Source organism: Qaidamihabitans albus (assembly GCF_016464705.1).
GTDB classification, from domain to species: domain Bacteria; phylum Actinomycetota; class Actinomycetes; order Mycobacteriales; family Pseudonocardiaceae; genus Qaidamihabitans; species Qaidamihabitans albus.
Window position 1 is genome coordinate 257,135 of sequence record NZ_JAEHOB010000005.1, and the last position, 24,682, is coordinate 281,816.

26 protein-coding genes are annotated in these 24,682 nt (G+C 71.8%); 14 read left to right on the forward strand and 12 right to left on the reverse strand.

What is annotated here, in order from left to right; genetic code table 11:
* Window positions 1–9: 9 nt before the first annotated feature.
* The 3 genes from JAP66_RS12665 to JAP66_RS12675 form a co-directional block, all read right to left on the reverse strand.
* The gene (locus JAP66_RS12665; protein ID WP_199431872.1) at window positions 10–417 is read right to left on the reverse strand and encodes an SCO2097 family morphological protein; all 408 of its coding nucleotides are present in this window, start codon (window positions 415–417) and stop codon (window positions 10–12) included.
* Between the two features lie 197 nt (window positions 418–614).
* Window positions 615–1,886, reverse strand: a complete 1,272-nt coding sequence (gene dinB, locus JAP66_RS12670) for a DNA polymerase IV (protein ID WP_199431873.1) — start codon at window positions 1,884–1,886, stop codon at window positions 615–617.
* A gap of 97 nt (window positions 1,887–1,983) precedes the next feature.
* On the reverse strand, window positions 1,984–2,745 hold the full coding sequence (locus JAP66_RS12675; RefSeq protein ID WP_199431874.1) for a methyltransferase domain-containing protein: 762 nt from the start codon (window positions 2,743–2,745) through the stop codon (window positions 1,984–1,986).
* A 99-nt stretch (window positions 2,746–2,844) separates the two neighbouring features.
* Between JAP66_RS12675 and JAP66_RS12680 the strand changes: the two genes are divergently transcribed.
* The 4 genes from JAP66_RS12680 to JAP66_RS12695 all read left to right on the forward strand — a co-directional run bounded on the left by JAP66_RS12680 (window position 2,845) and on the right by JAP66_RS12695 (window position 6,592).
* Window positions 2,845–3,786 carry a ParA family protein gene (locus tag JAP66_RS12680; protein WP_199431875.1) on the forward strand — a complete coding sequence of 314 codons (942 nt, stop codon included), beginning with the start codon at window positions 2,845–2,847 and terminating at the stop codon, window positions 3,784–3,786.
* Between the two features lie 3 nt (window positions 3,787–3,789).
* The gene (locus JAP66_RS12685) at window positions 3,790–4,602 is read left to right on the forward strand and encodes an Fpg/Nei family DNA glycosylase (RefSeq protein WP_199431876.1); all 813 of its coding nucleotides are present in this window, start codon (window positions 3,790–3,792) and stop codon (window positions 4,600–4,602) included.
* Window positions 4,603–4,940: 338 nt separating this feature from the next.
* Entirely contained in the window at window positions 4,941–5,507 is a 567-nt protein-coding gene (locus JAP66_RS12690; protein WP_199431877.1) for a GNAT family N-acetyltransferase, read from the forward strand.
* Between the two features lie 29 nt (window positions 5,508–5,536).
* Window positions 5,537–6,592: a quinone-dependent dihydroorotate dehydrogenase gene (locus JAP66_RS12695; protein ID WP_199432036.1), complete on the forward strand. Its 1,056-nt coding sequence runs from the start codon at window positions 5,537–5,539 to the stop codon at window positions 6,590–6,592.
* 49 nt (window positions 6,593–6,641) lie between these two features.
* Here the strand turns inward: JAP66_RS12695 and pspM are convergent, their stop codons facing one another.
* The 6 genes from pspM to rimO form a co-directional block, all read right to left on the reverse strand.
* Window positions 6,642–7,577 carry a phage shock envelope stress response protein PspM gene (gene pspM / locus JAP66_RS12700; RefSeq protein WP_199431878.1) on the reverse strand — a complete coding sequence of 312 codons (936 nt, stop codon included), beginning with the start codon at window positions 7,575–7,577 and terminating at the stop codon, window positions 6,642–6,644.
* 21 nt (window positions 7,578–7,598) lie between these two features.
* Window positions 7,599–8,462, reverse strand: coding sequence for a PspA/IM30 family protein (locus JAP66_RS12705; RefSeq protein ID WP_199431879.1), 864 nt, complete (start codon window positions 8,460–8,462; stop codon window positions 7,599–7,601).
* Window positions 8,463–8,687: 225 nt separating this feature from the next.
* Window positions 8,688–9,158, reverse strand: a complete 471-nt coding sequence (locus tag JAP66_RS12710; RefSeq protein ID WP_199431880.1) for a helix-turn-helix domain-containing protein — start codon at window positions 9,156–9,158, stop codon at window positions 8,688–8,690.
* A gap of 132 nt (window positions 9,159–9,290) precedes the next feature.
* Window positions 9,291–9,764 carry a CinA family protein gene (locus tag JAP66_RS12715; RefSeq protein WP_307849542.1) on the reverse strand — a complete coding sequence of 158 codons (474 nt, stop codon included), beginning with the start codon at window positions 9,762–9,764 and terminating at the stop codon, window positions 9,291–9,293.
* Window positions 9,761–10,402 carry a CDP-diacylglycerol--glycerol-3-phosphate 3-phosphatidyltransferase gene (pgsA, locus tag JAP66_RS12720; protein ID WP_199432038.1) on the reverse strand — a complete coding sequence of 214 codons (642 nt, stop codon included), beginning with the start codon at window positions 10,400–10,402 and terminating at the stop codon, window positions 9,761–9,763. The genes JAP66_RS12715 and pgsA overlap by 4 nt, the downstream gene beginning before the upstream one ends.
* A 5-nt stretch (window positions 10,403–10,407) precedes the next feature.
* Window positions 10,408–11,883, reverse strand: coding sequence for a 30S ribosomal protein S12 methylthiotransferase RimO (gene rimO, locus JAP66_RS12725; protein WP_307849544.1), 1,476 nt, complete (start codon window positions 11,881–11,883; stop codon window positions 10,408–10,410).
* Window positions 11,884–11,993: 110 nt separating this feature from the next.
* Here rimO and JAP66_RS12730 point away from each other — a divergent pair, with 110 nt between their 5' ends.
* From JAP66_RS12730 to JAP66_RS12760, 7 genes are all read left to right on the forward strand, one after another.
* Complete coding sequence (locus JAP66_RS12730) at window positions 11,994–12,497, forward strand: amino-acid N-acetyltransferase (RefSeq protein WP_199431881.1); 504 nt, start codon at window positions 11,994–11,996, stop codon at window positions 12,495–12,497.
* A gap of 122 nt (window positions 12,498–12,619) precedes the next feature.
* Window positions 12,620–13,456, forward strand: coding sequence for a MerR family transcriptional regulator (locus JAP66_RS12735; RefSeq protein ID WP_199431882.1), 837 nt, complete (start codon window positions 12,620–12,622; stop codon window positions 13,454–13,456).
* Window positions 13,453–14,256 carry a hypothetical protein gene (locus tag JAP66_RS12740; RefSeq protein WP_199431883.1) on the forward strand — a complete coding sequence of 268 codons (804 nt, stop codon included), beginning with the start codon at window positions 13,453–13,455 and terminating at the stop codon, window positions 14,254–14,256. The genes JAP66_RS12735 and JAP66_RS12740 overlap by 4 nt, the downstream gene beginning before the upstream one ends.
* Window positions 14,253–14,813, forward strand: a complete 561-nt coding sequence (locus JAP66_RS12745) for a hypothetical protein (RefSeq protein ID WP_199431884.1) — start codon at window positions 14,253–14,255, stop codon at window positions 14,811–14,813. Before JAP66_RS12740 ends, JAP66_RS12745 begins: the two co-directional genes overlap by 4 nt.
* Window positions 14,810–16,021: a YcaO-like family protein gene (locus JAP66_RS12750; protein WP_199431885.1), complete on the forward strand. Its 1,212-nt coding sequence runs from the start codon at window positions 14,810–14,812 to the stop codon at window positions 16,019–16,021. The genes JAP66_RS12745 and JAP66_RS12750 overlap by 4 nt, the downstream gene beginning before the upstream one ends.
* 26 nt (window positions 16,022–16,047) lie before the next feature.
* Window positions 16,048–16,776, forward strand: a complete 729-nt coding sequence (locus JAP66_RS12755) for a SagB/ThcOx family dehydrogenase (RefSeq protein WP_199431886.1) — start codon at window positions 16,048–16,050, stop codon at window positions 16,774–16,776.
* Window positions 16,777–16,877: 101 nt separating this feature from the next.
* Window positions 16,878–17,318 (forward strand): phospholipase, encoded by a 441-nt coding sequence (locus JAP66_RS12760; RefSeq protein ID WP_199431887.1) that lies wholly within the window; start codon window positions 16,878–16,880, stop codon window positions 17,316–17,318.
* 68 nt (window positions 17,319–17,386) lie between these two features.
* Here JAP66_RS12760 and JAP66_RS12765 read toward each other — a convergent pair whose 3' ends face one another.
* On the reverse strand, window positions 17,387–19,924 hold the full coding sequence (locus JAP66_RS12765; protein ID WP_199431888.1) for a DNA translocase FtsK: 2,538 nt from the start codon (window positions 19,922–19,924) through the stop codon (window positions 17,387–17,389).
* A 114-nt stretch (window positions 19,925–20,038) separates the two neighbouring features.
* Between JAP66_RS12765 and JAP66_RS12770 the strand changes: the two genes are divergently transcribed.
* Window positions 20,039–20,854 carry a lysophospholipid acyltransferase family protein gene (locus JAP66_RS12770; RefSeq protein ID WP_199431889.1) on the forward strand — a complete coding sequence of 272 codons (816 nt, stop codon included), beginning with the start codon at window positions 20,039–20,041 and terminating at the stop codon, window positions 20,852–20,854.
* Window positions 20,855–21,011: 157 nt separating this feature from the next.
* Window positions 21,012–22,577, forward strand: coding sequence for an alanine/glycine:cation symporter family protein (locus tag JAP66_RS12775; protein WP_199431890.1), 1,566 nt, complete (start codon window positions 21,012–21,014; stop codon window positions 22,575–22,577).
* Window positions 22,578–22,603: 26 nt separating this feature from the next.
* Here the strand turns inward: JAP66_RS12775 and JAP66_RS12780 are convergent, their stop codons facing one another.
* Window positions 22,604–23,335 carry a TetR/AcrR family transcriptional regulator gene (locus tag JAP66_RS12780; RefSeq protein ID WP_372448964.1) on the reverse strand — a complete coding sequence of 244 codons (732 nt, stop codon included), beginning with the start codon at window positions 23,333–23,335 and terminating at the stop codon, window positions 22,604–22,606.
* Window positions 23,336–23,455: 120 nt separating this feature from the next.
* On the opposite strand from JAP66_RS12780, the gene JAP66_RS12785 reads away from it, so the two are divergent.
* A complete protein-coding gene (locus JAP66_RS12785) occupies window positions 23,456–24,193 on the forward strand; it encodes an NAD(P)-dependent oxidoreductase (RefSeq protein ID WP_235998959.1) in 738 nt (245 codons plus the stop codon).
* Window positions 24,194–24,342: 149 nt separating this feature from the next.
* Here JAP66_RS12785 and JAP66_RS12790 read toward each other — a convergent pair whose 3' ends face one another.
* On the reverse strand, window positions 24,343–24,546 hold the full coding sequence (locus JAP66_RS12790) for a hypothetical protein (protein ID WP_199431891.1): 204 nt from the start codon (window positions 24,544–24,546) through the stop codon (window positions 24,343–24,345).
* Window positions 24,547–24,682: the final 136 nt, after the last annotated feature.

Here is a 24,682-nt window from a genome sequence, read left to right on the forward strand (position 1 = left end):
GGCGGGCGGCTACCGGTCGTCGAAACGCTGGCGGAAGCGTTCCTCCATCCGCGAGGTGAAGGAACTGCGACGGCGTTGCTGCTTGCCACCGCCCGAGCCCCCGCTGTCCGGGCCCGGCTTCTCCTCGGCCTCGGCGGGTTGTCGCATCGAGGTGACGGCCAACAGGACTCCGAAGAACATCACCAGAAACCCGAGCACGCTCACCAGCGGAATCTCGGCGACCCGGAACGGCACCATCACGCCAAGCACCAGAAGGGCGACACCGACGGCGAACAGGGCGATGCCCTGGAAACGCCGACGGCGGGCAGGGCGACGCAGCCTGGTGCCACGCACCGTGGATGCGAACTTGGGGTCCTCGGCATAGAGCTCGCGCTCGATCTGGTCGAGCAGCCGCTGCTCATGCTCGGAGAGTGGCATCTTTCCTCCTCCGGCACAGCTGTCGCGGGCGCCGGGCCGCGCAACGTCGTGGACCCAACTTGAGCCCCCAGGAGCGGGGGTGTCCCCACCAGGATACGAGCCCCGCGCGCCGACGACTACCCGATCCCGCATCAAGCACCCAGAGATTTGCACGGAATGCCCCGGATCGGCCGCTGCGCAGCCCTCGCGGGAGCAAATCACGCCTCGTCGGGGGACAGCAGGGAGGCCGGGCGGATGGCGCCCGCGCCGAACTTGGACCGCGCCACGTCCGCGGCGACCTCGGCGTCCCGCCAGCGCGGCTCGGGCCCCGCGAAGCTGAGCTGTTCACCCTCCGTGCCGTCGCTGAGTCCCTCGACCCGGACGCCGATGAGCCGGATCGAGCCGTCCGACGGCTTCCCGGCATTCCCGGACGCCTCGCCCAGCAGCGCGACGGCGGTGGCATGGATCTCCCTGGACACGTCCGTGGCTGACGGGAGCGTGCGCGCCCTGGTGATCGTCCGGAAGTCGGCGTAGCGGACCTTGATCGACACCGTGCGCCCGCGCAGGCCCCTGGCCCGCAGGGTCGCGGCGACGCGTTCGGCCAGCCGCAGCAGCTCGCGCTCCAGCACCGCTTGGTCGTACTGGTCGACGTCGAAGGTGCGCTCGGCACCGATCGACTTCTCCTCCGTGCCGGGGACCACGCCCCGCTCGTCGCGGCCGTGTGCCAGCGCGTGCAGGTGCTCGCCCACCGCCGTGCCCAGCGAGCGGCGCAACCGCTCCAGCGGCGCCGTGGCGACGTCGCCGATCGTGTCGAGTCCCAGCTGCCGCAGCTGCTGCTCCGTCTTCTTCCCGACGCCCCACAGCGCCGAGACGGGCAGCGGATGCAGGAAGTCGAGCGTCTCGGCCACCGGCACCACGATCATCCCGTCCGGCTTGGCCATGCCCGAGGCGAGTTTGGCGGCGAACTTCACCCCGGCGACGCCGACCGAGCAGGTGATACCGTGCTCGGCGGCGACGCGCCGCCGGATCAGCGCCCCCACACCGGCCGGGGTGGTGCCGAGCCGGCGCAGCGCGCCGCTGACGTCGAGAAAGGCCTCGTCCAGGCTCAGTGGCTCCACCAGCGGGGTCAGCTCGCGGAAGATCGCCAGCACGCCCCGGGAGACCTCACTGTAGAGGCCGCGGGTGGGCGGGAGGTACACCGCCTGCGGGCAGAGCCGGCGCGCGGCACCGACGGGCATCGCGGAGCGAATCCCGAACGTCCGCGCCGGGTAGTTCGCCGACAGCACCACCGAGCGGGGCCCGGCACCGGCGACGACCACCGGTCGGTCGGCGAGTTCGGGGCGCGTGCGCAGCTCCACGGCCGCGAAGAACGCGTCCATGTCGACGTGCAGCAGTCCGCAGCCGGTGTCGTCGGGCCGCCCCGCCGGGTCGCCGTCCGTGCCGACACGGAACCGGGCGAACCCGGCGGGCAGTCCCGTGTTCCTTCCCATCACCGCAACACTAGCCGCGGCAGCCGTGTCCGCGCTCTACGCACGCGTGTCCGCGTCGCAGGGCGCGGACACGCGTGCACGAACCGCGGACACGCGGTCAGCGTGGCCGGCGGGCGAGGGCGTGCAGGCGGCTGGCGATGTCCCGCAGTGGCGGCGTGCCCGCCGCGGCGGCCTCGAAGTCGGCGAGGTCGTGCTCCCACGACGCCGTCGCGTTCACCGAGTCGAGCGCCGTGCTGTGCACAGCGTCGGATACCACGCCGTCCCCCTGCAGCAGCTCGACCTCGAGCCCGGCACCGGAGAGCAGCGCCTCCAGCCCGCCGGTGTCCAGCCGCCGGAGCAGCGTCTCCCCGTCCTCGGTGAGGACGCCGTGCGGGTCGGTGAGCAGCCTGCGCGCCTCCCCCGGCCGGCCCGCGAGCGCCCGCTGCAGCGCCGCGGCGTGCCGGTTGGCCACCAGCACCGACACCGCGCCGCCCGGGGCGGCCGCGGCCGCCAGCGCGGCCGCGACGGCGGCCGGGTCGTCGACCACCTCCAGCAACCCGTGCGCGAGGACGAGGTCGGCAGAGCCGGGCGGCACCCGCTCACCCAGCGCGTCGGAGTCGTCGGCGATCACCGTGATCCGCTCGGAGACGCCCTCCTCCCTGGCCCGGCGCTCCAGGATGGCCCGCGCGTTCGGGTTCGGCTCCACGACGGTGACCAGGCAGCCCGCCGAGGCGAACGGCACCGCCCAGCCGCCGCTGCCGCCGCCCACGTCGACCACGCGCGGCCGCTCGGTGCCCCGGCCGCGGGCGTCCCGCAGCTCGGTTTCCAGTACCTGCCGCACGGCCGCCGATCCGTGACCGGCCGAAGTCTCCGCTCGCATGGACGGTAACCCTAGTTGGACCCGTCAGGACCGCTCGGTGCCCGTGGCGAAAACCCGACCGTGCGCGTCACCGCCGCGCCAACGGCTACGCTCGGGGGCGTGCACACGGTCGCCGTACTCAGCCTCAAGGGAGGCGTCGGCAAAACGACGGTTGCGCTCGGTATCGCCTCCGCCGCGTTGCGCAGGGGCGCGCGCACCCTGGTGGGTGATCTCGACCCGCAGGGCAACGCCACCGCGTCCCTCGACCCGCCGATGACCGACGCGTCGCTGGCGGACGTGCTGGAGACGCCCCGCCTCGCCGTGCTCGACCAGGCGATCGCGCCCAGCGCCTGGAGCGACCGGCTCGACGTGCTGGTCGGCGCCGAGGAGCTGGAGCTGCTCAACGAACCGGGTCCCGACAGCCGCCGGATGGACAACCTGGCGCGGGCGCTCGACGAGCTGCACGGCTCGCCGCGCGGCGAGCCCTACGAGATCGTCATCCTCGACTGCCCGCCCTCACTGGGCAGGCTGACCCGCTCGGCACTGCTCGCGGCGGACAGCGCCCTGCTGGTGACGGAGCCGACGATGTACGCGGTCGCGGGCGCCGAGCGCGCGCTCGAGGCGATCGAGTCGATCCGGGCCGAGCACAACCCGCGGCTGCGGCCGGTGGGCGTGCTCGTCAACCGGCTGCGGGCACGCTCGTATGAGCACCAGTACCGGATCGCCGAGCTGCGCGAGTCCTTCGGCAGGCTGGTGATGCCGACGGCCATCCCGGACCGGCTGGCGATCCAGCAGGCGCAGGGCGCCTGCACGCCGATCCACGAGTGGAACTCGCCGGGAGCTCAGGAGATCGCGCTCACCTTCAACATGGTGCTCGCCAAGATCCTGCGCTCGAACCGGGCCGGGCGGCACCGGCTGGCGCGGGAGGAGGCCGACGAGCACGGCGAGTACGAGGAACCCGGGGAGCCCGGCGCGCACGACCGGCGCCAGGACGCCGACGCGGGCGAGACCACGTCGGAGTTCCCCGTGGTGCGAGCGTTCGCCGAGCCCGAGATCGGGTAGCCGGTGCCCGAGGGCGACACGGTCTTCCGCACCGGCCGCACGATCGCGGGAGCGCTCGCCGGGCAGACGTTGGAGCGGACGGACTTCCGCCATCCGGCGCTGGCGACGGTCGATCTGGCGGGCCGGTGCGTGCGGGACGTGCGCACCGTCGGCAAGCACCTGTTCATCCGGTTCTCCGGCGAGCTCAGCCTGCACAGCCACCTGAAGATGGACGGGTCGTGGCGGGTCTTCCGGCCCGGTGCGCGCTGGAACATGCCCGCGCAGCACGCCAGGGTGATCCTGGCGAGCGCGGGTGCGCAGGTGGTCGGCTTCCGTGTGCACGACCTGGCGCTGCTGCCGAGCGGCGAGGAGGAGCGTCTCGTCGGCCACCTCGGTCCCGATCTGCTCGATCCGGAATGGACGGACCGGCACACGGCCACCGCGGTGCGCGCGCTCTCCGCCGTACCTTCCGCCGAGATCGGGCTCGCGCTGCTCGACCAGCGGATCATGGCCGGGGTGGGCAATCTCTACAAGACCGAGACCTGCTTCCTGCTAGGGGTTTCCCCGTGGACGACGGTGTCCGAGATGGACACTGCAGACATCGAACGCGCGGTGACGCTCGCGCGGAGGCTCCTGCTGGCGGGCGCGTCCCGGCCCGGGCAGAGCACGACGGGTGAGCTGGCCAGGGGACGGCGAAACTGGGTGTACGAACGCAGCAGGCAGGGCTGCTTCCGCTGCGGCGGTCCGGTCCGCGTGGCCACCCAGGGATCCGGCACGCACGGCAGGCCGACCTGGTTCTGCCCACGCTGCCAGCCCGGCCCCGCTCCGGCCCGCTAGCTGTGGCCACGGCACCGGTTCGCTCGCCGAAAATCATGTTGCCCTCACTCGATCCGCTCGCCTAGCGTTGCGGGTACACGAGAAGGGAGGTGGTCCGAAGTTGATTAACTACAGGACTCGTGAGGTGGCTGTCCGCTGACGGACAGCACGTGAGGACTCAAGAGGCAGGGACCGCTTCCGACCACCTGTCGGCTCGTCACCTGCCGCACGTGTGTGCCTGTCGGTGAATACCAGGCAGTCACCGGACCCCCGACGCTCCCGAGAACGGTCCGGCTCGGGCCCGAACGACTGACGACGTTCGGGAGTCGCGTCGGGGGTCTTCCTCTATGGTCTGCTCCATGCTCCGGCCCGCCTTCCCGATCAGGACCGCCCGGCTGATCCTGCGCCCCTTCCGCCCCGGCGATCTCGACGCCCTGCACGCGGTCCAGTCCCGCGAGGACGTGACGCGATACCTCCACTGGGAGCCGCGCACCCGCCTGGAGGCCGCGACGGCGCTGGCCAAGCGGATGCGCCGGGACATGCTGGACGGTGACGGCCAGGTGCTGGGCATCGCCGTCGAGCGGGCCGACACCGGCGAGCTGATCGGCGATCTCAACCTCGACTGGCTCAGTGCGGAGCACCGCCGCGGCGAGATCGGCTTCGTCTTCCACCCCAGCCATCACGGTCGGGGTTTCGCCGCCGAGGCGGCCACCGAACTGCTCCGGCTGGGCTTCGACGAGCTGGGCCTGCACCGGATCATCGGCCGGTGTGACGGACGCAACGGGCCGTCGGCGGCGCTGATGCAGCGGCTCGGGATGCGGCAGGAGGCATGTCTGCGGGAGAACGTGATCGTCCAGGGCACGTGGGCCGACGAGCTCGTGTTCGCGATGCTGGAACAGGAGTGGCGGGCCCGCCCGTCGCGTTGACGGCGGGACGCATGGGGCAGCATGTAGCGGTGCTCTTCGACAAGATCGTCCGCCCGGCGATGTACCGGCTGGGCAAGAACGACCCCGAAGTCGTGCACGAACGCACCGTGCGCGCGCTGGCCGGCCTCGCCGCCGTGCCACCCGCGCTCGCCGCGCTGCGCCGCCACTACTCGATCGACGCACCGGTGACGGTGTTCGGCATCCGCTTCCCGAACCCGGTCGGCCTGGCCGCCGGTATGGACAAGGACGGCCGCGCGCTGCACGCCTGGCCCGCGCTCGGCTTCGGCTTCATCGAGGTCGGCACGGTGACCCGGCTGGCGCAGCCGGGCAACCCCAGACCGCGCCTGTTCCACCTGCCCGGCAGCGACGCCGTGATCAACCGGATGGGCTTCAACAACGCGGGCGCCGACGCGCTGACCGCCCGCCTGGCGGCCAGGGGCAAGCCGGCGGCGCCGCTCGGGATCAGCATCGGCAAGTCGAAGGCGGTCGCGCTCGAGGACGCGGTGGAGGACTACCGGTACTCGCTGCGGGCGCTCTATCCCTATGCTGACTACTTCGCGCTCAACGTCAGCTCGCCCAACACCGTGGGGTTGCGGGCGTTGCAGGACCGCGCGGCACTCACCGAACTGCTCGGCGAGCTCCGGGCAACGTCGGTGTCGCTGGCGGAACGAGCGGGCCACGCCCCGACGCCGCTGCTGGTGAAGGTCGCGCCGGACCTCTCCGACGAGGCGCTCGGGGAGCTGCTGGAGGTCTGCGTCGAGTACGACGTCGCGGGGATCATCGCCACCAACACCACGCTCAGCCGGGAGGGCGTCGTGAACGGTGACGCGCACCTGGCGAAGGAGGCCGGTGGCCTGTCCGGCGGTCCGCTGGCGGCCCGGGCGAGGGACGTGGTGCGCTTCGTGCGCGAGCGGACGGGTGATCGGCTGCCGGTGATCGGTGTCGGCGGGATCCTCACACCGGACGACGCCGAACGGATGCTCGACGCCGGCGCCAGCCTCGTCCAGCTTTACACGGGATTCGCGCTGCACGGGCCCGGCCTCGTGCGGCGGCTCAACCGGGCGCTCGCGGCTCGTGAGTGTTGAGTCGAGTTCTCACTCGCGTGCGCACTCACGAGCGGTGCGGCTCGCCGGCTCAGGAAAGCTCGCGCAGGGCGAGCGCCAGACCCGCCAGCCGGTCGGTGGCATCGGTGAGGGAGTCCTTCGCGGGCTGCACTCCCCCGCTACTCGCGGCCACGGCCCGGCCGGCGGCGGCCACGAGCGCACCGTAACCGTCGAGCCCGTCGTCGAGTTGCTCGCGCAGTGACCGCACCGCGGACTCCAGCGCCGCCCGGTCCGCGGCCGAGGCCGTGTCGCGGGCCCGCTCGACCGCCTGGATCCGGTCGGCGAGGGCGCGCAGCGTCGCCGCGGCGTCGTTCGCGGTGGCCCGCGCGTCCTCGACCGACACCTCAGGCACCGCGGCCGGCGCACCGGCGGCCGGCATGGTGAGCTGGCCGAGCAGCTCGCTCAGCGAAGCCTCGCTCTCGGCCAGCCGCTCCATCGGCCTGCGGGCGGCGGAAGCGGTGGGCGGAAGCGGTGGCGGCAACGTGCTCGCGGGCAGCTCGACGCGGTGCAGCCTGCGCAGCTTCAGCCCCGAGCGCACCATGAGCGTCCCGAAGATGACGGTGGCGGTGATGCCGCCGAAAGCCCCCTCGAAGCCCTCGTTGCCGCTCATCAGCCCGGTGTAGCCGGCGACCGCGTACAGCACGCTCAAGATCGACAGCACGATCCACAGCGTGAAAGCCCGCGACGTCCGCCGCTTGCGGCGTTCCAGCTTCGCGGCGGGCTCGTTCCAGCGCGCCCACTTGTCCCGCACGTCGGACACCATCGACAGGTCCACCTGCGGGATCGAAAGCGGCGGCCGGTTCGGACGTGGCGACTGCCCGTCCGCCGGCCGCTGCCCGGAGCCGTCCTGCGGCGGGAGGTAGCGGTTCAGCTTCCGCTGGGCGCGCTGCGCGTAGTCGGGCAAGCGTTCAAGATGCTTCTCCAACTTGGCGTTGAACTCGCTGAAATCTCGCTTGCCCGACCCCATGATCGCCTGCCCCTGGCCGGGCTACGCCTCGTTCTTCTGCTGCTCGGCCTGTACGCGCGCCTGGATCTCCCGCTGGACGTCCGCGTTCGACGCCGCGGCGGACGCGGACCCCGCCTGCGGGGCGGACTTCGCGGCCGAACCCTCGGTGACCTGGGCGACCGAGTCACCCTTCATCGAGGCCCGGATCTGCTCCAGCCTGCTGTGGCCGGCCAGCTGCGTGGTGGAGTGCTGCACCTCCATCATGCGACCCTGCTGAGAGTTCTGCGCCAGCTCGGCCGAACCGAGCGCGGTGGTGTACCGCTTCTCGATCTTGTCACGGACCTCGTCCAGCGACGGCGTGTTGCCCGGCGCCGCGAGCTCGGTCATCTGCGTGAGCGACGCCGAGACCTGCTCCTGCATCTTGGCCTGCTCCAGCTGGGACAGCAGCTTCGTGCGCTCGGCCAGCTTCTGCTGCAGCATGCTGGCGTTGCGCTCGACTGCCTGCTTGGCCTGGGCCGCCGCCTGCAACGACTGGTCGTGCAACGTCTTGAGGTCCTCGATGCTCTGCTCGGCGGTGACGAGCTGGGCGGCGAAGCCCTCGGCGGCGTTCTCGAACTCCGTGGCCTTCTGCTCGTCGCCCTTGGACCGCGCCTCGTCGGCGAGGACCAGGGCCTGGCGGGTCGAGGACTGGAGCTTCTCGACCTCGCCGAGCTGCCGGTTCAGCTTCATCTCCAGCTGCCGCTGGTTGCCGATCACCGACGCGGCCTGCTGGGAGAGCGCCTGATGGTTACGCTGCGCCTCCTCGATGGCCTGCTGGATCTGTACCTTCGGGTCGGCGTGCTCGTCGATCTTCGACGAGAACGCCGCCATCAGGTAGTTCCAGAACTTCACGAAAGGGTTGGCCATCTCCTCCGCCTGCCTTCTTACGTCCCACGGGCTCGTCCACCGGATGATCAGGTAGGCGCGTCCCGTTTCCCCTTGTTCCCTGGCAACGCGCCACCCCGGTGCTGGGTTCCATCGTGTCAGGTCAGCGGTCCACGTTCCAGGCGACCCCGGGGGAATTCAGGGATGGCCCTGAGGCTCCCCCGAAGCCGTCCCACGAGCCGCGCGTCGATGCGGGCGGACGGGCGCTCAGGCGGCGAGAACCGCCTTGGTCTTCGGCGCGCTGATCGTCGTGCGCAGGGTCGGGGTCATCCGGGTGTTGCCGGGCGTCCGCAGCTCGGCGAGGCCGTTGCCGACGGCGCTGGACACCAGCCGGCCGCCCTCGAAGCCGCGCCTCGGCGCCGTCGAGGACTCCGCCGCGTCACCGGCCCGCTCGGCGACGGGCTGCTCGGCCGTCTCACGGACACCGGCCGTCTCGACGTCGTCGAGGGCGGACACGTCCGCGGCCACGTTGCGCAGCAGCTCGGCGAGCGGAAGCTCCAGCGCGTCGCAGATCGAAGCCAGCAGCTCGCTCGAAGCCTCCTTCTGGCCGCGCTCGACCTCGGAAAGGTATCCGAGGCTCACCCGGGCGGCGCGCGAGATGTCGCGCAGCGTTCGGCTCTTGTTGGTGCGGGCATGACGGAGCCGATCACCGATCGCCTCGCGCAACAGCACGGTCATCACGCGCCTCCCTTCAGCTGGTGCCCACGTTACCGAGAGCAGACGACAGAACGCAGGTTATGCGAGGTGCGTCCGCCAAGAGCGAACGTCCCGGCGCGCCGCTTTGTTCCCCCGGTGCGACGACTGCCCAGGTCAGCGCCGGTCGAGTTGCTCGGCCAGCAGTTCGAGCGCCGCCGTCACCGACGCCGCCCGCACGGCGTGCCGGTCGCCGGGCAGGCGCAGGCTCCGGCCTGCGCACACGCCGACCCCGGTGACGCCGATGTACACGGTTCCCGGGGCGGCACCGTCCTGCGGGTCGGGTCCGGCGGCACCGGTGAGGCCCAGCCCCCAGTCGGCGCCGCACCGCCGCCGGGCGCCGTCGGCGAGCTGGACGGCGACGTCTGGATGCACCGCGCCGTGCTCGGCCAGCAGGGCGGCGTCCACATCCGCCAGCGTGGTCTTGAGGTCGGTCGCGTACACGATGAGGCCACCGCGCACCACGGCGCTCGACCCGGGTACCTCGGTGAGCGCGGCGCAAACCAGGCCGGCGGTCAGCGACTCGGCCGTGGCCACCGTCTCGCCTCTCCGGACGAGCCTGGCCACCAGCCCGGCGGCGGGGGTGCTCACCGCACCGCCGCGCGGGCCGCCGCACGCAGCCGGACGGCCCGGACCAGGTAGTCGAGGCCGGTGACGACGGTGAGCACGAGCGCGCAGCCGAGGAAGATCCAGCGCAGCGGCGCGACCTCCACGGGCAGCGGCAGCAGGTACAGCACGATGGCCACGACCTGGGTCATCGTCTTCGCCTTGCCACCACGGCTGGCCGGGATGACGCCGTAGCGGATGACCCAGAACCGCAGCAGCGTCACCCCGAGCTCGCGCGCCGCGATGACGATCGTGACCCACCACGGCAGCTCACCGAGCAGGCTCAGCACCACGAGCGCGGCCCCGATGAGCGCCTTGTCGGCGATCGGATCGGCGACCTTGCCGAAATCGGTGATCAGGCCGTACCTGCGGGCCACCCAGCCGTCCACCTGGTCGGTCAGCGCCGCCACGGCGAACAGCGCCGTCGCCAGGTACCGCCAGAGCGGATCGGTGCCCTCCGGCTCCTCGGCGAGCAACAGCGCCCCGACGAACAGCGGCACGAGCACCAGCCGGGAGAGCGTCAGCAGGTTCGCCACGTTGAGCGTGCGCACCACTGGAGCGTCCGGCGCCGGGGCGGCCGTGTCCGGATCGTCGCCGTCCGCGTCCGCGGGACCGCCGGCCACCGAGCTCACCGGTCTCTGCCCGCGACCGCGACCGGCCGCACGACCAGGTCGACGCCCTCGCTGTCGACCACCTCGCACCTGACCAGCTCGCCGACCTCGCACGGGCCGGCGTCGACCAGCACGCATTCGCCGTCGACCTCGGGCGCCTGGTGTGCCGCGCGCCCCCTTGTCTCCGCTGTCTCCGCTGTCTCCGTTGTCTCCTCGTCCACCGTCTCGATCAGCACGTCGACCGTGTCCCCGATGCGGTCCTCGGCGCGCTGTGTGGTGAGCTCCTCGGCCAGCGCGGAGATCCGCGTGACCCGCTCGGTGATGGTCGCCTGGTCGAGCTTGCCGTCGAACGTCTCGGCCTCCGTGCCGTCCTCGTCGGAGTAGCCGAACACGCCGACGGCGTCGAGGCGGGCGCCGGTGAGGAAGCGCTCGAGCTCGGCGAGATCGGCCTCGGTCTCGCCGGGGAAGCCGACGATCACGTTCGTCCGGATGCCTGCCTCGGGCGCGCACTCCCGGATCTGCTCGACGAGCGCGAGGAACGAGTCGGTGGAGCCGAAGCGGCGCATGCGGCGCAGCACCGCCTCGCTCGAGTGCTGGAAAGAGAGGTCGAAGTACGGCGCGACACCCGGCGTGGTCGCGATCGTGCGCACCAGGTCCGGGCGGGTCTCGGCGGGCTGGAGGTAGGACACGCGCACGCGCTCGACGCCGTCCACCGCCGCCAGGCGCGGCAGGAGGCGCTCCAGCGCCCGGGTGCCACCGCTCTCGCGGCCGAGGTCCTTGCCGTAGGACGTCGAGTTCTCGCTCACCAGGAACAGCTCCCGCGCGCCCTGCGTGGCGAGCCAGGCGGCCTCGGCGACGATCTCGTCGGGGTGCCGGGAGACGAACGAGCCGCGGAAGGACGGGATCGCGCAGAACGAGCAGCGCCGGTCGCAACCGGACGCGATCTTCAGCGCGGCCACCGGGGCGTCGTCGAGCCGGGAACGCAGCACGCGCGCGCCCTGGCCGTTCTGGCCGTGCCCGGGCACCGCCACATCGGCCGAGGCGGCCGGCCGCTGTACGGGGCTGATCGGCAGCAGCGTCCGCCGGTCGGCGGGCGTGTGGGAGGCGACCGTGCCACCGGCCACGATCTCGCCGAGCCGCTCGGCGAGGTCCGGGTAGTGGTCGAAGCCGAGCACGGCATCGGCCTCGGGCAGGTTCTGCGCGAGCTCGGCGCCGTAGCGTTCCGCCATGCAGCCCACCGCGACGACCTTGGCCCCGGTGTCGGCCGCGGAGAGCAGCGTGTCCACGGAGTCCTTCTTCGCAGACTCGACGAACCCGCACGTGTTCACCACGACGACGTCACTGTGGTCCGGGTCGGCGGTGAGTTCCCAGCCGCCGGCGGAGAGCCGGCCCGCTAGTTCCTCGGAGTCGACCTCGTTACGGGCACAGCCGAGGGTCAGCAGGGACACCCGGCGACCTTCCGGGGACGGTTCAGCGGCGGGGGAGGAAGACACGCCGACCAGGGTAACCGCCGGTGCTCGCCGGCCGGCCGCCGCCACGATCGGGCGCTGCCCCGCGGCACCGCCCCGGTGCAGGCTCCCGGCGACCGGATAGCGTCTGTGCCGTGGAGTCCCCGCACATCCGCCGCGCCCGTATCGCGGACGTTCGCAAGATCAAGAGGCTGGTCGACTCCGACGCGGGCAAGGTCCTGCTCGAGAAGAACCTGGTGACCCTGTACGAGGACGTGCAGGAGTTCTGGGTGGCCGAGCTCGGCGACGAGGTGGTCGGCTGCGGCGCCCTGCACGTGCTGTGGGAGGACCTCGCCGAGATCCGGACCGTCGCCGTGGACCGGTCGGTGCGCGGGCGCGGCATCGGGCACGCGCTGGTGCGCAGGCTGATCGAGCTGGCGACGGACCTGGGCCTGCCGCGGATCTTCGTGCTGACGTTCGAGACCGACTTCTTCGCCCGGCACGGTTTCGTGCGGATCGACGGCGCCCCGGTGCCCCGGGAGGTCTACGAGGAGATGCGGCGCTCCGCCGACCCGGGCGTCGCCGAGTTCCTCGACCTGCCCTTCGTCAAGCCCAACACGCTCGGCAACACCCGCATGCTCCTGCACCTCGACTCGTGAGTGCGCACACGAGTTAGAACTCGCGTGCGCACTCACGACCCCGGCGCCCGGTTCCACTGGTTTATTCTGGCTCCCACTCGAATAGTGTTGACTAGACGAGTGCGGGCGCGCAGGATGCGTCTGTGTCCCCCGAGCCCCCCGAGCCCCCCGAGACGTTCAGCGTCGAGCGGCTCGCCGCCGAGACCGGCCTGCCGACCAGCACCATCCGGATGTACCAGACCAGGGGCCTGCTGCATCCGCCCGCCCGTCGGGGACGCAGCGCGCGCTACGACGGCACGCACCTGGAACGGCTCCGGCTGGTGCAGCGCCTGCAGGGCCGCGGCTTCTCACTGCCCGCGATCGCCGAGCTCATCGCGGCCCGCGATCGTGGTGCGAGCGTGGCCGCGGTGCTCGGGCTGCCGGAGCCCGCGGGCCCGGACGACTGGGTGCCGGTGCGGCTGCGCGATCTGAGGACGCTCGTCCCCGCGGGGGACCTGCGACCTGGCCTGCTCCGCCGGGCGAGCAGGCTCGGCCTGGTGCGCTGGCACCGCGGCCGCCCCCACGCCCGCCGCTGGGCGCTGGAGAGCGGTCTGCGGCTCACCCGGCTCGCCGTGCCCGCCACCGAGGTGCTCGACCGCTTCGCCGACCTGCGCGCCACCACCGACCGCATCGCCGCCGACTTCGTCGCCGTCTTCGAAGAACGGATGTGGCCCCGCCTCACCGGGGAGATCGAGAGCGCCGAGTCGGACGACCGGCTCACCCAGGTACGGGAGCTCCTGCGCACCCTGAGCGGCACCGCCGAGAGCGTGGTGCTCGGTGCCCTGCGCGAGTCGATCCGGGCCGCCGCCGAGCGGTTCGCCGGGCGGCACGACCTCGTTCCCGGCCATCCGCTCGGCGACCCGGAACCGGGCGGGCCGGGCAGCGCCGACGATCAGACGGTCGAACGCTTCCTCGGCGCCGAGCCGGGCGAGCCACGATGAGCGCCGTCGTCGCCGATCCCGGCTGGCGCGCGCAGGCCAACGACGACGGGCTCGTGCTCTACGCGGGCGCCGACCTCAACTATCTCGTCCCCGACCTCTCCCCCGCGCACACGCAGGCGCTCGTGGCCTGGTTCGAAGCCGCGACGGCGGGTCCGGTCGACGCCGCCGACCTGCCCGGCGAGCTGGCCGCGGTGGTGCGCCAGCTCCGCTCGCTCGGTGCGGTCCGTCCCGCCGCGCTGCCGACGCCGGAGCGGCCGCGCGTGCTCGGGGTGGACGTGCGGACGGTGGGCTCCACTCCCGCCGCGCTGACCACAGCGCTGCACGAGACGTTCCCGCCGCGCGTGCACGCCGACACCGCCGAACCGGACCTGCTGCTCGTCGTCCGCACCACGGAGACCCTGCGCGAGCTGGCGGAGCTCGCCGGTGAGCTCGCCGAGCCGCCGGTGCCGCACCTGCTGCTCGACCTCGCGTATCACCACACCGTCGTGCTCGGCCCGCTGGTCGTGCCGGGTGCGAGCGCGTGCCTGGCCTGCCTCGCCGTCCGCACCGGCCGCCGCTGGGGCGACCCTCCCCCACCGCAGCGGCCGGTCACCGCGGAGCAGCCCGAACTGCCCCTCGCGCTGGCCGCGCACGCGATCCGCCGCCTCGGTGCCGGATCGCTGGCGCTGCTCGAACGAACCGTGAGCATGCACGCCGAGGAGCTGACCAGCACGGCCGAGAACGTCCTGCCGGCCGCCGACTGCCCCGTGTGCCCCGGCCTGCCCACCGGCCCGGCCACCCTGCCCTGGGAGGCCGGATGAACGCCGCGACGTCGCCGACCACTGCGACGACCCCCGCGCTGCGCCTGCCTGACGCGTTCAGCCCCGGCGCCACCCGGGCCGCTGCGGCCACGCCGACCTGCTCGTGCTGCTGTTGCTGTTGCTGCTGCGTGGTGTCCACGGTGAGCGCGACGGTCGCCCTGCCCGCCGGGTTCGCCAAGGACCTGCGCCGGCAGCCGCCGCACGTGGAGGGCGGCGGCCGTCCTACGTTGGCCACCCTGCTGCTCGGCCTGCTGCCTGTCCTGATGCTGGTGCTCGGCTACTTCCTCCTCCAGGACTACGAGCCCGTGCCCGCCGCCGCACTGGCCACCGCGCTCACCGGCGGCACCGCGTTCGTCGTCGCGGCGCTGGGCGGCTCGCAGCGCCCGTGGAACAGCGCGGGGCGGCTGCTGTTGTGGATCGCCGTGGGTTTCGTGGAGTTCCTCGTGTGCGCGGCATTGCTGGTGAGCGGGCTCGTCGTCGTGTTCGGCATCTGCTACGTCGCCGCGGTCGTCGTGGCACCCGTCCTGCTCCTGCGCGGCTACCGGCGCGCGTCGTGAGAACCCTGCTGGAGCGGGCCGTCGGCTGGCGGCAGGGCGTGGTCGCCGAGCTGCGGGAGGTGCCACGTGGCCTGGCGGACGTGCCCGTCGCCGGGTGGGCCGCGGTCGCGGAGCCCTTCACCCACGGCGGCACGTCGGGCGGCGCGGCGCACGCCAGCACCGTGGCGAGGACGGCCGCCCTCGCCGAGGCACTCGAACGGCACGCGGCGGCACGCTGCCCGCTCGGCACGGAAGGCCCGCCGGCGGGTGCGCCGTGCTGGCGGCTCGACCAGTTCAGCCTGCACCGGCCGGAGCAGCGCGCGCGGCCCGGCTTCCCCTACCTCGACGGCTACCGCGAGCCCGCGTACACGCAGGCGTGGACGCTGCCGGCCAATGCCGGGACCTGGGTGCCCGCGGGTCTGGTCGGCCTGCGGCCGGAGTTCGGGCTCCCGGCGACCTCGTCCGGCCTGGCCGCCGGTAGCTCCACCACCCGGGCACTGCTGCGGGCCACGCAGGAGCTCGTCGAGCGCGACGCGCTGACGGTGAGCTGGCTGCACGGCGTCGCGCCACCGCGGGTTCCCGTGCCGGAGCCGCTGTCCGCGCCGGTCCGGGAGCTCGGTGGCACGGTGGCGGCGTTCGATCTCACGCCCGCCTACAGCCCGCATCCGGTCGTGGCGGTGGCCGGCACGCTGCCGCTCGGCGGCCGCGACCGGGCCACCCTCGGGCTGGCCTGCCGGGCCGACCCGGCGGACGCGCTCGGCAAGGCGTGGCTGGAATGGTGCCAGGGCACGGCGTTCCTCGCCGTCTGGCTCGCCGAGTACGGCACCGCCACCCTGGAGCCGGAGGAGGTCACCGACTTCGACCGGCACGCCGCCTACTACACCGGCCACCCCCGGCAGTGGTCGGCGCTGCCGTGGTGGCGTGGCCGGAGGGGCAGTGCGCCGTCCGCATCCGGTGCAGCCGGGCGCGGTGCGGCCGCGGAGCTCACCGAACTCGTCACCGCGCTCGACCGGGGCGGCGTCCGGCTCGCCTACCGGGAACTGACCACGCCCGAGCTCGCCGCGACGGGCGTGCGCGCGGTGCGCGTGCTCTCCCCCGACCTGGTGCCCCTGCACGCCGACCATCGCTGGCCGCACCTCGCCGGCACGGCGGCCGACCTCACGTTCCGCTTTCCCGGTGCGGAACCGCTCGGGCCCTTTCCCAGCCCCTTCCCGCATCCGCTCGGCTGAGCGCCCGTCCCGGAACCGGAGAACCCGTGTCACCAGCACCGTCAGGACCGTTCGAGGACTTCTGGGCGGCCGGCCGCACGACGCCGCTCACGTTGCGCAGGCTGGCCGCCCGGCTGGCCGGGTACCGCGCCGAGGGCACCGGGCCGGACCCGTTCGAGCTGCCCGGCGGCTACCACACGCTGGCCCGGCCGAACGACCGGTTGTCGCGGCTGTTCCGGCGCAGGCGCAGCGACCGCGGCTTCACCTCCGCACCGCTGCCGGGCCGGCGGCTGGGCTCGGTGCTGGCGCCGCTGGCCGAGGGCGAGACGGGCCGCGGTTACCCGTCCGCGGGCGGGCTCTACCCGCTGCGCTGCTACCCGCTGCTGCTCAACGTGCGGCACGAGCTGAGCGGCCGCGTGTGCCGGTACGAACCCGCCAGGCACGCGCTGCAGGACGTCGGCGCGTGCCCGCCGTGGCCGGAGCTGGCGCCGCTGCTCGGCGCGGAGCCCGCGGACGGCCCTGGACCGCAGTTCGTGCTCGTTCTCGTCCTCGCCGACGCGCCGCTGCTCGCCAAGTACGGCGTGCGGGGTGGCCGGTACGGCCTGATCGAGGCCGGTTGCGCGGCGCAGTCGGTGGCGCTGCGGGCGGCGGCCGACGGGCTCGGCGGTTACCTGCTCGGCGCCGCCGCGGACGACGCCGTGCTCGGCCTGCTCGATCTCGCGGAGCGCGACGTGCGGCTCGCCGCGGCATTCGCCGGCGGCAGTCCCTCTCCGTAGCCGGATCTTTACTGTCCGTCCGCCTTTCGGGGGTGGTGCCGCGCACCACGGCCGCGCCACGCTGATCGTCACCTGCGGTCCGATCAGCGAGGGGGCACCCGATGACCACGACGACCCCGCGGCGCGGCTTCCGTGCCACCGCCGCAACGACCGCCGTCGCGGCGGCGCTGTTCCTCGGCACCGGCACCGCGCAGGCCACCGACTACCGGGCGATCACCGACCGGTACCTCTTCGACATCTCGCTGTCCGAGTTCGCCGACGTGCGCGGCGGAAAGCCGCACGCGGGCACACTCGACTGGTCCTCCGACGCGTGCTCCTGGTCTCCGGACCGGCCGCTCGGCTACGACTTCACCCGTGCCTGCCACCGGCACGACTTCGGCTACCGCAACTACAAGCGGCAGAGCCGGTTCACCGAGACCGGCCGGAAGGCCCTCGACGACAACTTCTACCGCGACATGCGGGCCATCTGCGCCGGGCGCTGGCAGTGCGACTCCGCGGCGTGGACCTACTACCGGGCCGTGCGGCAGTTCGGGGCGAGCTGAGCCGCCTCGACGCTCGTGAGTGCGCACGCGAGTTAGAACTCGTGTCAGCACTCACGAGCTTGTCGCGCTCAGCCCTGCTCGTCCTGGTCGTCCTCCGCGGGCGCCGGGTCGCCGCCGCGGATCATCGTGAGCACGGAGTCCAGCTCCTCGGGCTTGATCAGCACGTCCCTGGCCTTCGAGCCCTCGGACGGCCCGACGACGCCCCTGGTCTCCAGCAGGTCCATCAGCCGGCCCGCCTTGGCGAAACCGACGCGCAGCTTGCGCTGGAGCATCGACGTCGAACCGAACTGCGAGGTGACCACCAGCTCGGTGGCCTGGAGCAGCACGTCGAGATCGTCGCCGATGTCGGCGTCGATCTCCTTCTTCTCCCCGGCCTTCGCCGCGGTCACACCCTCGGTGTAGTCCGGCTGCGCCTGCTCCTTGGTGAAGTTGACGATGCCCGAGATCTCCTCGTCGCTGACGAAGGAGCCCTGGATGCGGATGGGCTTGCCCGCCCCCATCGGCAGGTAGAGCGCGTCGCCCATGCCGATCAGCTTCTCGGCGCCCGGCTGGTCCAGGATCACCCGCGAGTCGGTCAGTGAGGACGTCGCGAACGCCAGCCGGGACGGCACGTTCGTCTTGATCAGGCCGGTGACGACGTCCACCGAGGGCCGCTGCGTGGCCAGCACCAGGTGGATGCCTGCGGCGCGGGCCTTCTGGGTGATCCGCACGATCGCGTCCTCGACGTCGCGTGGCGCGGTCATCATGAGGTCGGCCAGCTCGTCGACGATCGCCATGATGTAGGGGTACGGCCGGTACTCGCGCTCGCTGCCCGGCGGCGCGGTGATCTCGCCGGAGCGGACCTTCCGGTTGAAGTCGTCGATGTGGCGCACCCGGTTGGCCTGCATGTCCTGGTAGCGCTGCTCCATCTCCTCCACCAGCCACGCCAGCGCCGCCGCGGCCTTCTTCGGCTGGGTGATGATGGGCGTGATCAGGTGCGGGATGCCCTCGTACGGGGTCAGCTCGACCATCTTCGGATCGATCAGAATCATCCGGCACTCGTCCGGCGTGGCTCTGGCCAGCAGCGACACCAGCATGGAGTTGACGAAGCTGGACTTGCCGGATCCGGTGGAACCGGCGACCAGCAGGTGCGGCATCTTCGTCAGGTTCGCGGTGACGAAGTGGCCCTCGATGTCCTTGCCGAGCCCGATGATCAGCGGGTGGTTGTCCTTGGCCGCCGTGGAGGAGCGCAGCACGTCGCCGAGCCGGACCATCTCACGGTCGGTGTTGGGCACCTCGATGCCCACCGCGGACTTGCCGGGGATCGGCGCGAGCAGCCGCACGTTTTCGGTGGCCGCGGCGTAGGCGATGTTCTTGGTGAGCGCCGTGATCTTCTCGACCTTGACGCCGGGGCCGAGCTCGATCTCGTAGCGCGTCACCGTGGGGCCACGGGTGAAGCCGGTGACCTGGGCGTCCACATTGAACTGTTCCAGCACGCCGGTGATCGCCTCGATCATGGCGTCGTTGGCCTTGCTCCGGGTCTTCGGCGGATCGCCGAGGGTCAGCAGGTCCGGCGGGGGCAGGTCGTAGTCGCCCTCCACGGTGCGGGTGACCTGCATCGCGGGCTCGGCCTTGCGGCTCTTGCGACCGGACGTCCCGGCGGAGGGCTCCTTCGCCGCGGGCACCTTGGCCGGCACCGCCGCGGCGGCCGACTCGGGAGCCGCGTCGAGGGCGGGCTGGTGGGCGTCGGGCTCGGCGCTCGCGGCGCTGGCCTGCCTGCGCCGCGACGGCTTGCGCAGCCGCACCGCCGCCGGGTCGCCCTCGGCGACGGCGTCGCGCGGCTGTTCCTGCTCCCGCTCGCGCCGGATCTCCTCCAGCTCCTCGGGATCGAGACCCCATTCGCGCAGGCGGCGCGGGATCTGACGTACGGGCGTGCCGGTGAACACGAGCACGCCGTAGCCGAGGATCAGGGCCAGCAGCGGCACGGCGACCCACGTGGTGACGCCCTCGGCCAGCAGGCCGCCGGAGAACCAGCCGAGCCAGCCGCCCGCGTACATCTGGTCGTCGAGCGTGTCGGGCCTGCCGTTGAACAGGTGCAGCAGGCCGAGCAGGGCGAGCGTCACCAGCAGGGTGCCGATCACCATTCGCGGCCGGGTCTGCGGGTTGGGTTCGGAGCGCATCAGGGCGACCGCGGCGACCACGAGGGCCAGCGGCAGGGCCACGGCACCGGCGCCGAGCACGCTGCGGGTGCCGATGGTGACCCACTCCCCGACCGGGCCTGCCGCCTCCCACAGCACGCCGACGGCGGTGACCAGCCCGAGCGCGATCAGGCCGAGCGCGACGCCGTCGCGACGGTGTTCGGGCTCCAGCTCGCGGCCCCGGCCCACCGTGCGGGCGAGGCCACCGACGCCCTTGGCCACCAGCGTCCAGCCGCCGCGAACCGTCTTCGCGAAGGCGCCGCCGGAGGATCTGCGCGTGCGGGAACGGGCGGCCGGCCTGCGGTTGGCCGGCTTGCGCGTCGAGGCGCGCGAGGACGAACGGGAACGGCCGGAGCCCCGTGCGGAGCTCCCGCTTCTGCCGCCGCTCCGTGTCGTGGTTCTCCCCTTGGTCGTCGACCCGCTCGCCATACCTCTACGGTAACCGCCGCAGCGGCTGAATCACATGCGCCACTCACGGCACTCGAGAAACATCCGCCCCGAGCCCGGCGACGGCCTCATCCGTGCGCATGACATGCTCTGCCCATGGTGGCGCTGCACCACGACGACGGCCGGACGACACGCCGGGACGAGCCGTCACCGCTGATCTGGCGCACGATGCTGGCGGTCGACCGCGGCCTGGTCGCCCTCGCCGGGCGGCTGCGGGTCAGCGGTAACGTGCCCCGTGAGCTGCGCGGGCGGCCACTGCTCATGGCCGCCAACCACATCGGCGTGTTCGACGCGTTCGTGCTGATGGCGGCGTGCAGGCGGATCGGTCTCGCCCCGCGGTTCCTGCTCGCGGGCGGCCTGCTCGACGCGCCCGTGCTGGGCCCGGCGCTGCGCGCCAGCGGGCACCTGCGGATCGATCGCGGCTCGGCCTCGGCGGTCGAGCAGTTCGGGCATGCCGTCGAGGCGCTGCGCTCCACCGGTGCGCCGATCATCGTCTACCCGGAGGGCCGGATCGGTCACGATCCCGGTCTGTGGCCGGAGCGCGGGAAGACCGGCACCGCCCGCCTCGCGCTGGCTTCCGGGGTGCCCGTGGTGCCGATCAGCCAGTGGGGCGCACACGAGGCCGTGTACTGGGGCACCGAGACCGTCACCGGGCCCGCCGACATCCTGCCGCTCGCCCGGTCCGGCCTGACCTCGCCGGTGCGCAGGCCGACGTTCCGCGTGCACTTCGGCGAGCCGATCGACCTGGCGGAGTTCTCGACGGGTCGCCCCGGCGACGCGGTCAAGGCGCACGCGCGGATCATGCGCGCGATCACCGAGGGGCTGGTGCCGCTGCGCCGGGACGAGCCGGACCGGCCCCGCTTCCACGACCCCACCCGGCCCACCGATACCCGGAGCCCGTGGCGGCCTTGAGCCGGTCCAAAATCGAGTGATCTGACCAGCCAATCCGCGCAGCCATGGCCGACAGGAAGACTCGTCGTGGATTCGTTGATTCTCGCGCATTTCGTGCATGCTGGCCGGCCCCCGGTGCACTTGTGTGAGCGCCGGATGATGTTGTCTACTGGCGGCCATGCGGAGTATTGCGACGCGCTTGCTCGCCCAGGAAGAGGAAGGGGCGAAGACCGAACTCCTCGCTCGCGTCGAGCAGGCGATCAACGACTTGTTCGACCCGGTCGCGGAGTGGCTCAGCGATTTCGTTTTCGCCGAGATATCCGTCTTCGGAGTCGAGTTCCCGTGGATCGTGTCCTGGTTGGTGCTCGCGGGCTTCGTCTTCACAATCTACTTCGGATTCATCCAGTTCCGTGGCTTCAAGCTGGCGACGAAAGTACTCCGCGGAAAGTACACCAAGGACGACGAGCCGGGTGAGATCAGCCATTTCCAGGCGCTCAGCGCGGCCGTGTCGGGCACCGTCGGCCTCGGCAATATCGCAGGCGTCGGTGTCGCGGTCACCATCGGCGGCGCGGGAGCTACGTTCTGGATGATCATTGCTGGTTTCCTGGGAATGTGCACCAAGTTCGTCGAATGCACGCTCGGTGTTCGCTACCGCGAGGAGCATCCCGACGGAACCGTCTCCGGTGGACCGATGCACTATCTGCGCAAGGGAATCGCGGAAAGGCTGCCGGGCAACGCGGGAAAGGTCATCGGCACGCTGCTGGCGATACTCGCCTCCGTCATGATCCTGGCGTTCTCGTTCGGCGGGAACATGTTTCAGGCCAACCAGGCCGTTGCCCAGATCGAGAACGTGACCGGTGGTGACGACAGCTTCCTCGCCACCGATGGCGCCAGGCTGATCGCCGGTATCGTCATCGGCACCGTCATCGGCGTCGTGATCTTCGGCGGGATCAAGTCGATCGGGGCCGTCACGAGCAGGCTCGTCCCTGCCATGGCTGCCGTCTACGTCTGCGCGGGCCTGATCGTGATCATCGTGAACATCACCTCGGTACCCGGCGCCTTCCGCCAGATCGTCGACGGCGCCTTCACCGGGCAGGGCGTCCTCGGTGGTGTCATCGGCGCGCTGATCGTCGGATTCACCCGCGCCGCGTACTCCAACGAGGCTGGTCTCGGCTCCGCCCCCATCGCACACTCGGCAGTGCGGACGAGGCATCCCAGCACCGAGGGGCTCGTCGCGATGCTCGAGCCGTTCATCGACACGGTGATCATCTGCACCATGACCGCCCTGATCATCATCACCGCCAACACCGCGATCTGGCGCGAGGGGCAGCAGATGGTGCTGGAGACCGGCGACCGCGCAGGGGCCCCGGACGGCGTCACCGTCACCTCGCAGTCCTTCGAGACGGTGCTGCCCTGGTTCCCCTACGTGCTCGCTGTCGCCGTCGTCCTCTTCGCCGTCTCCACCATGATCACCTGGGCGTACTACGGCGAGAAGGCGTGGATCTACCTGGTCGGCAGGAGCAAGACAAAGGAGAGCGTCTACCGGGTGGCGTTCTGCCTGATCCTCGTCGTCGGCTCGGTGCTCGCCCTCGACAGCGTTCTCAGCTTCGTGGACGCGACGCTGTTCCTGCTCGCGCTGTTCAACATCCTCGGGCTGTACGTTCTCGCGCCCGTGGTCAAACGCGAGCTGCGCTCATTCCGGTCCGGTGTCCGTTCCGGTGAGATCGAGGAGGTCAAGCGGTAACCGGCCAGAAGGGTTCTGGCCGGAGATCACCGGCTGGAGTCCTGACCTGGCTCGTGAAGGATTCTCTCTAGGCCGTCGATGATCAGGTCGAGCCCGAACGCGAATTCGGCCGTGTAGTCGTAGCCCGGCTTGAGTGCATGGTCTGTGATCATCTCGGTGAGGTGCGGATAGGTGCCCGGGGGCATCCGCGAGGTGATCGTTCCGGCGACCTCCTCGATTTCCCCTGACGTGCCGAACGGCAGGCTCGACTCCTGCAGAACGAACCCATAGATGTAGCTGTCGAGGGCCGAGACCGCGTGTGCCGCCATCGCGATCGAGAACCCGGCATCCCGAAGGCACCCGACCACCCAGTCGTGGTGCCGCAGCGTGGCCGGCCCGGGATTGCGCCGGGACTCCATCAGCCCCAGAGCCCACGTGTGACGCGAAAGCACCGTGCGGGCGGAGGCCGCGCGCCGGCGCATCGCCGTCTTCCAGTCGGCCTCATGATCGGGCAACTCGATCTGGCCGAAGATGACGTCGACGATCCCGTCCAGGATCTCGTCCTTGCCGGCCACGTGGTGGTACAGCGACATCGCCTCGACCCCGAGCTGGTCGGCCACTTTTCGCATGGTCACCGCCGCGACACCCCGCTCGTCGGCAACGCGCACGGCACCGGAGAGGACACGTTCCTTGTTCAGCGGAGGCCGGGACCTCGGACTTCCCTTCGGGGTCGGCGACACCTGTGGTCTCCCTGAACTCGTCGACGTCCGCGACGCCACGGTTGACGTCCTTACAAGTGTAAGGATAACGTATATCCAGCCTTACGACCGTAAGGAACGGGGACTGCGGTCTCGTCGGCCCGCTCGGAGGTCCTTCGTATCCGCAGGAGGGAAAGAAGCATGGGCATGCACGAAGTGACGTACGAAGCCCGTGACCAGCGCGCCCTCAAGGTCTGCATTATCGGGGCCTCGGGCAAGCTCGGGCGCTACATGGTTCAGCACGCCCTGGACCGGGGCTACGAGGTCGTGGCCGTGTGTCGCGAGAAGAGTGCCGGGAAGCTGGAAGCGTTCGAGGAACGCATCACCGTCCTACCCGGACGGACAGACGACCGGGAGGTGATCCGGCGCGCTGTCGCGGGCTGCGACGGGGTGCTCACAGTGCTGGTCCCGTGGGGTGTCCATGGATACTCGACCGGGACGGCCCAGGCGGTGCTCGACCACGCCCCCGCCGACGCGCGTCTGGTCTTCTCCTGCGGCTGGCACGTCGCGCGCGACGACCAGGACGTGTACTCGCTCAAGTTTCGAGCGTTCGCCAGGGTATTCGGCGCGGTGGCACGCCTGGCCCGCGTCGTGGACGTCCGCGACCAGGAGGAGGCATGCCGCCGGGTGTTCACCAGCGACACGCGCTGGACCGTCGTGCGCGGCAGCGACCTCGAAGAGGGCGAAAGCCAAGGACTGCCGGTGTGGAGCCGGCACGTCGGTGACCCGATCCTCGCGAGCAACATCACCCGGCGGATCGATTTCGCGCTGTTCATGGTGGAGGCGCTCGTCGATGACAGCCTGGTCCACGAGGCCCCGGCGATCGTCGGCTGCCAGGCGCCCTCCGCGCTGAGCGCGGGCGCTACACGGCAGATGTGAACGGCGGGCAGGTAGTGCTTATGCCACTCCGGTCCCACGGATGTCGGCAGCGCTCACCACCCCCGCGGGCGCGGGGAGCACCATGCGGCTCCACCTCCCGTTTGGTGAGGACGCTTTTCGCGTTCAGGCACGCCCGCCGACCGGCTCCGTCACACCGGTGGAACGATCCCCCGTAGCCGGCCCTGTCGCGGGTTGTCGCTGCACGTTGGGCAGGGCCGCGGCGCCATCTTCGTCGCCGCCTGCCCGTTGAACACCATCAGCGTCGGGACGACCTTGACGCCATCGCCGCCGCAGTCGTGGCACAGCGTGGAGATCCGCAGCCCGCCACCCTGCTGCTCGTTCTCGTCGCTCATCCTGGGCCTCCCACGACCTGACCCGTCGCATGTCGAGCAGTCCACGGTCTCGGTGCCTCCGGCCCGCTCCACCTAACTTTATGCCGGACCCGTTGCAGGTCGGGCACGTGAATACCTGCCTACCATCTGGCGTCTT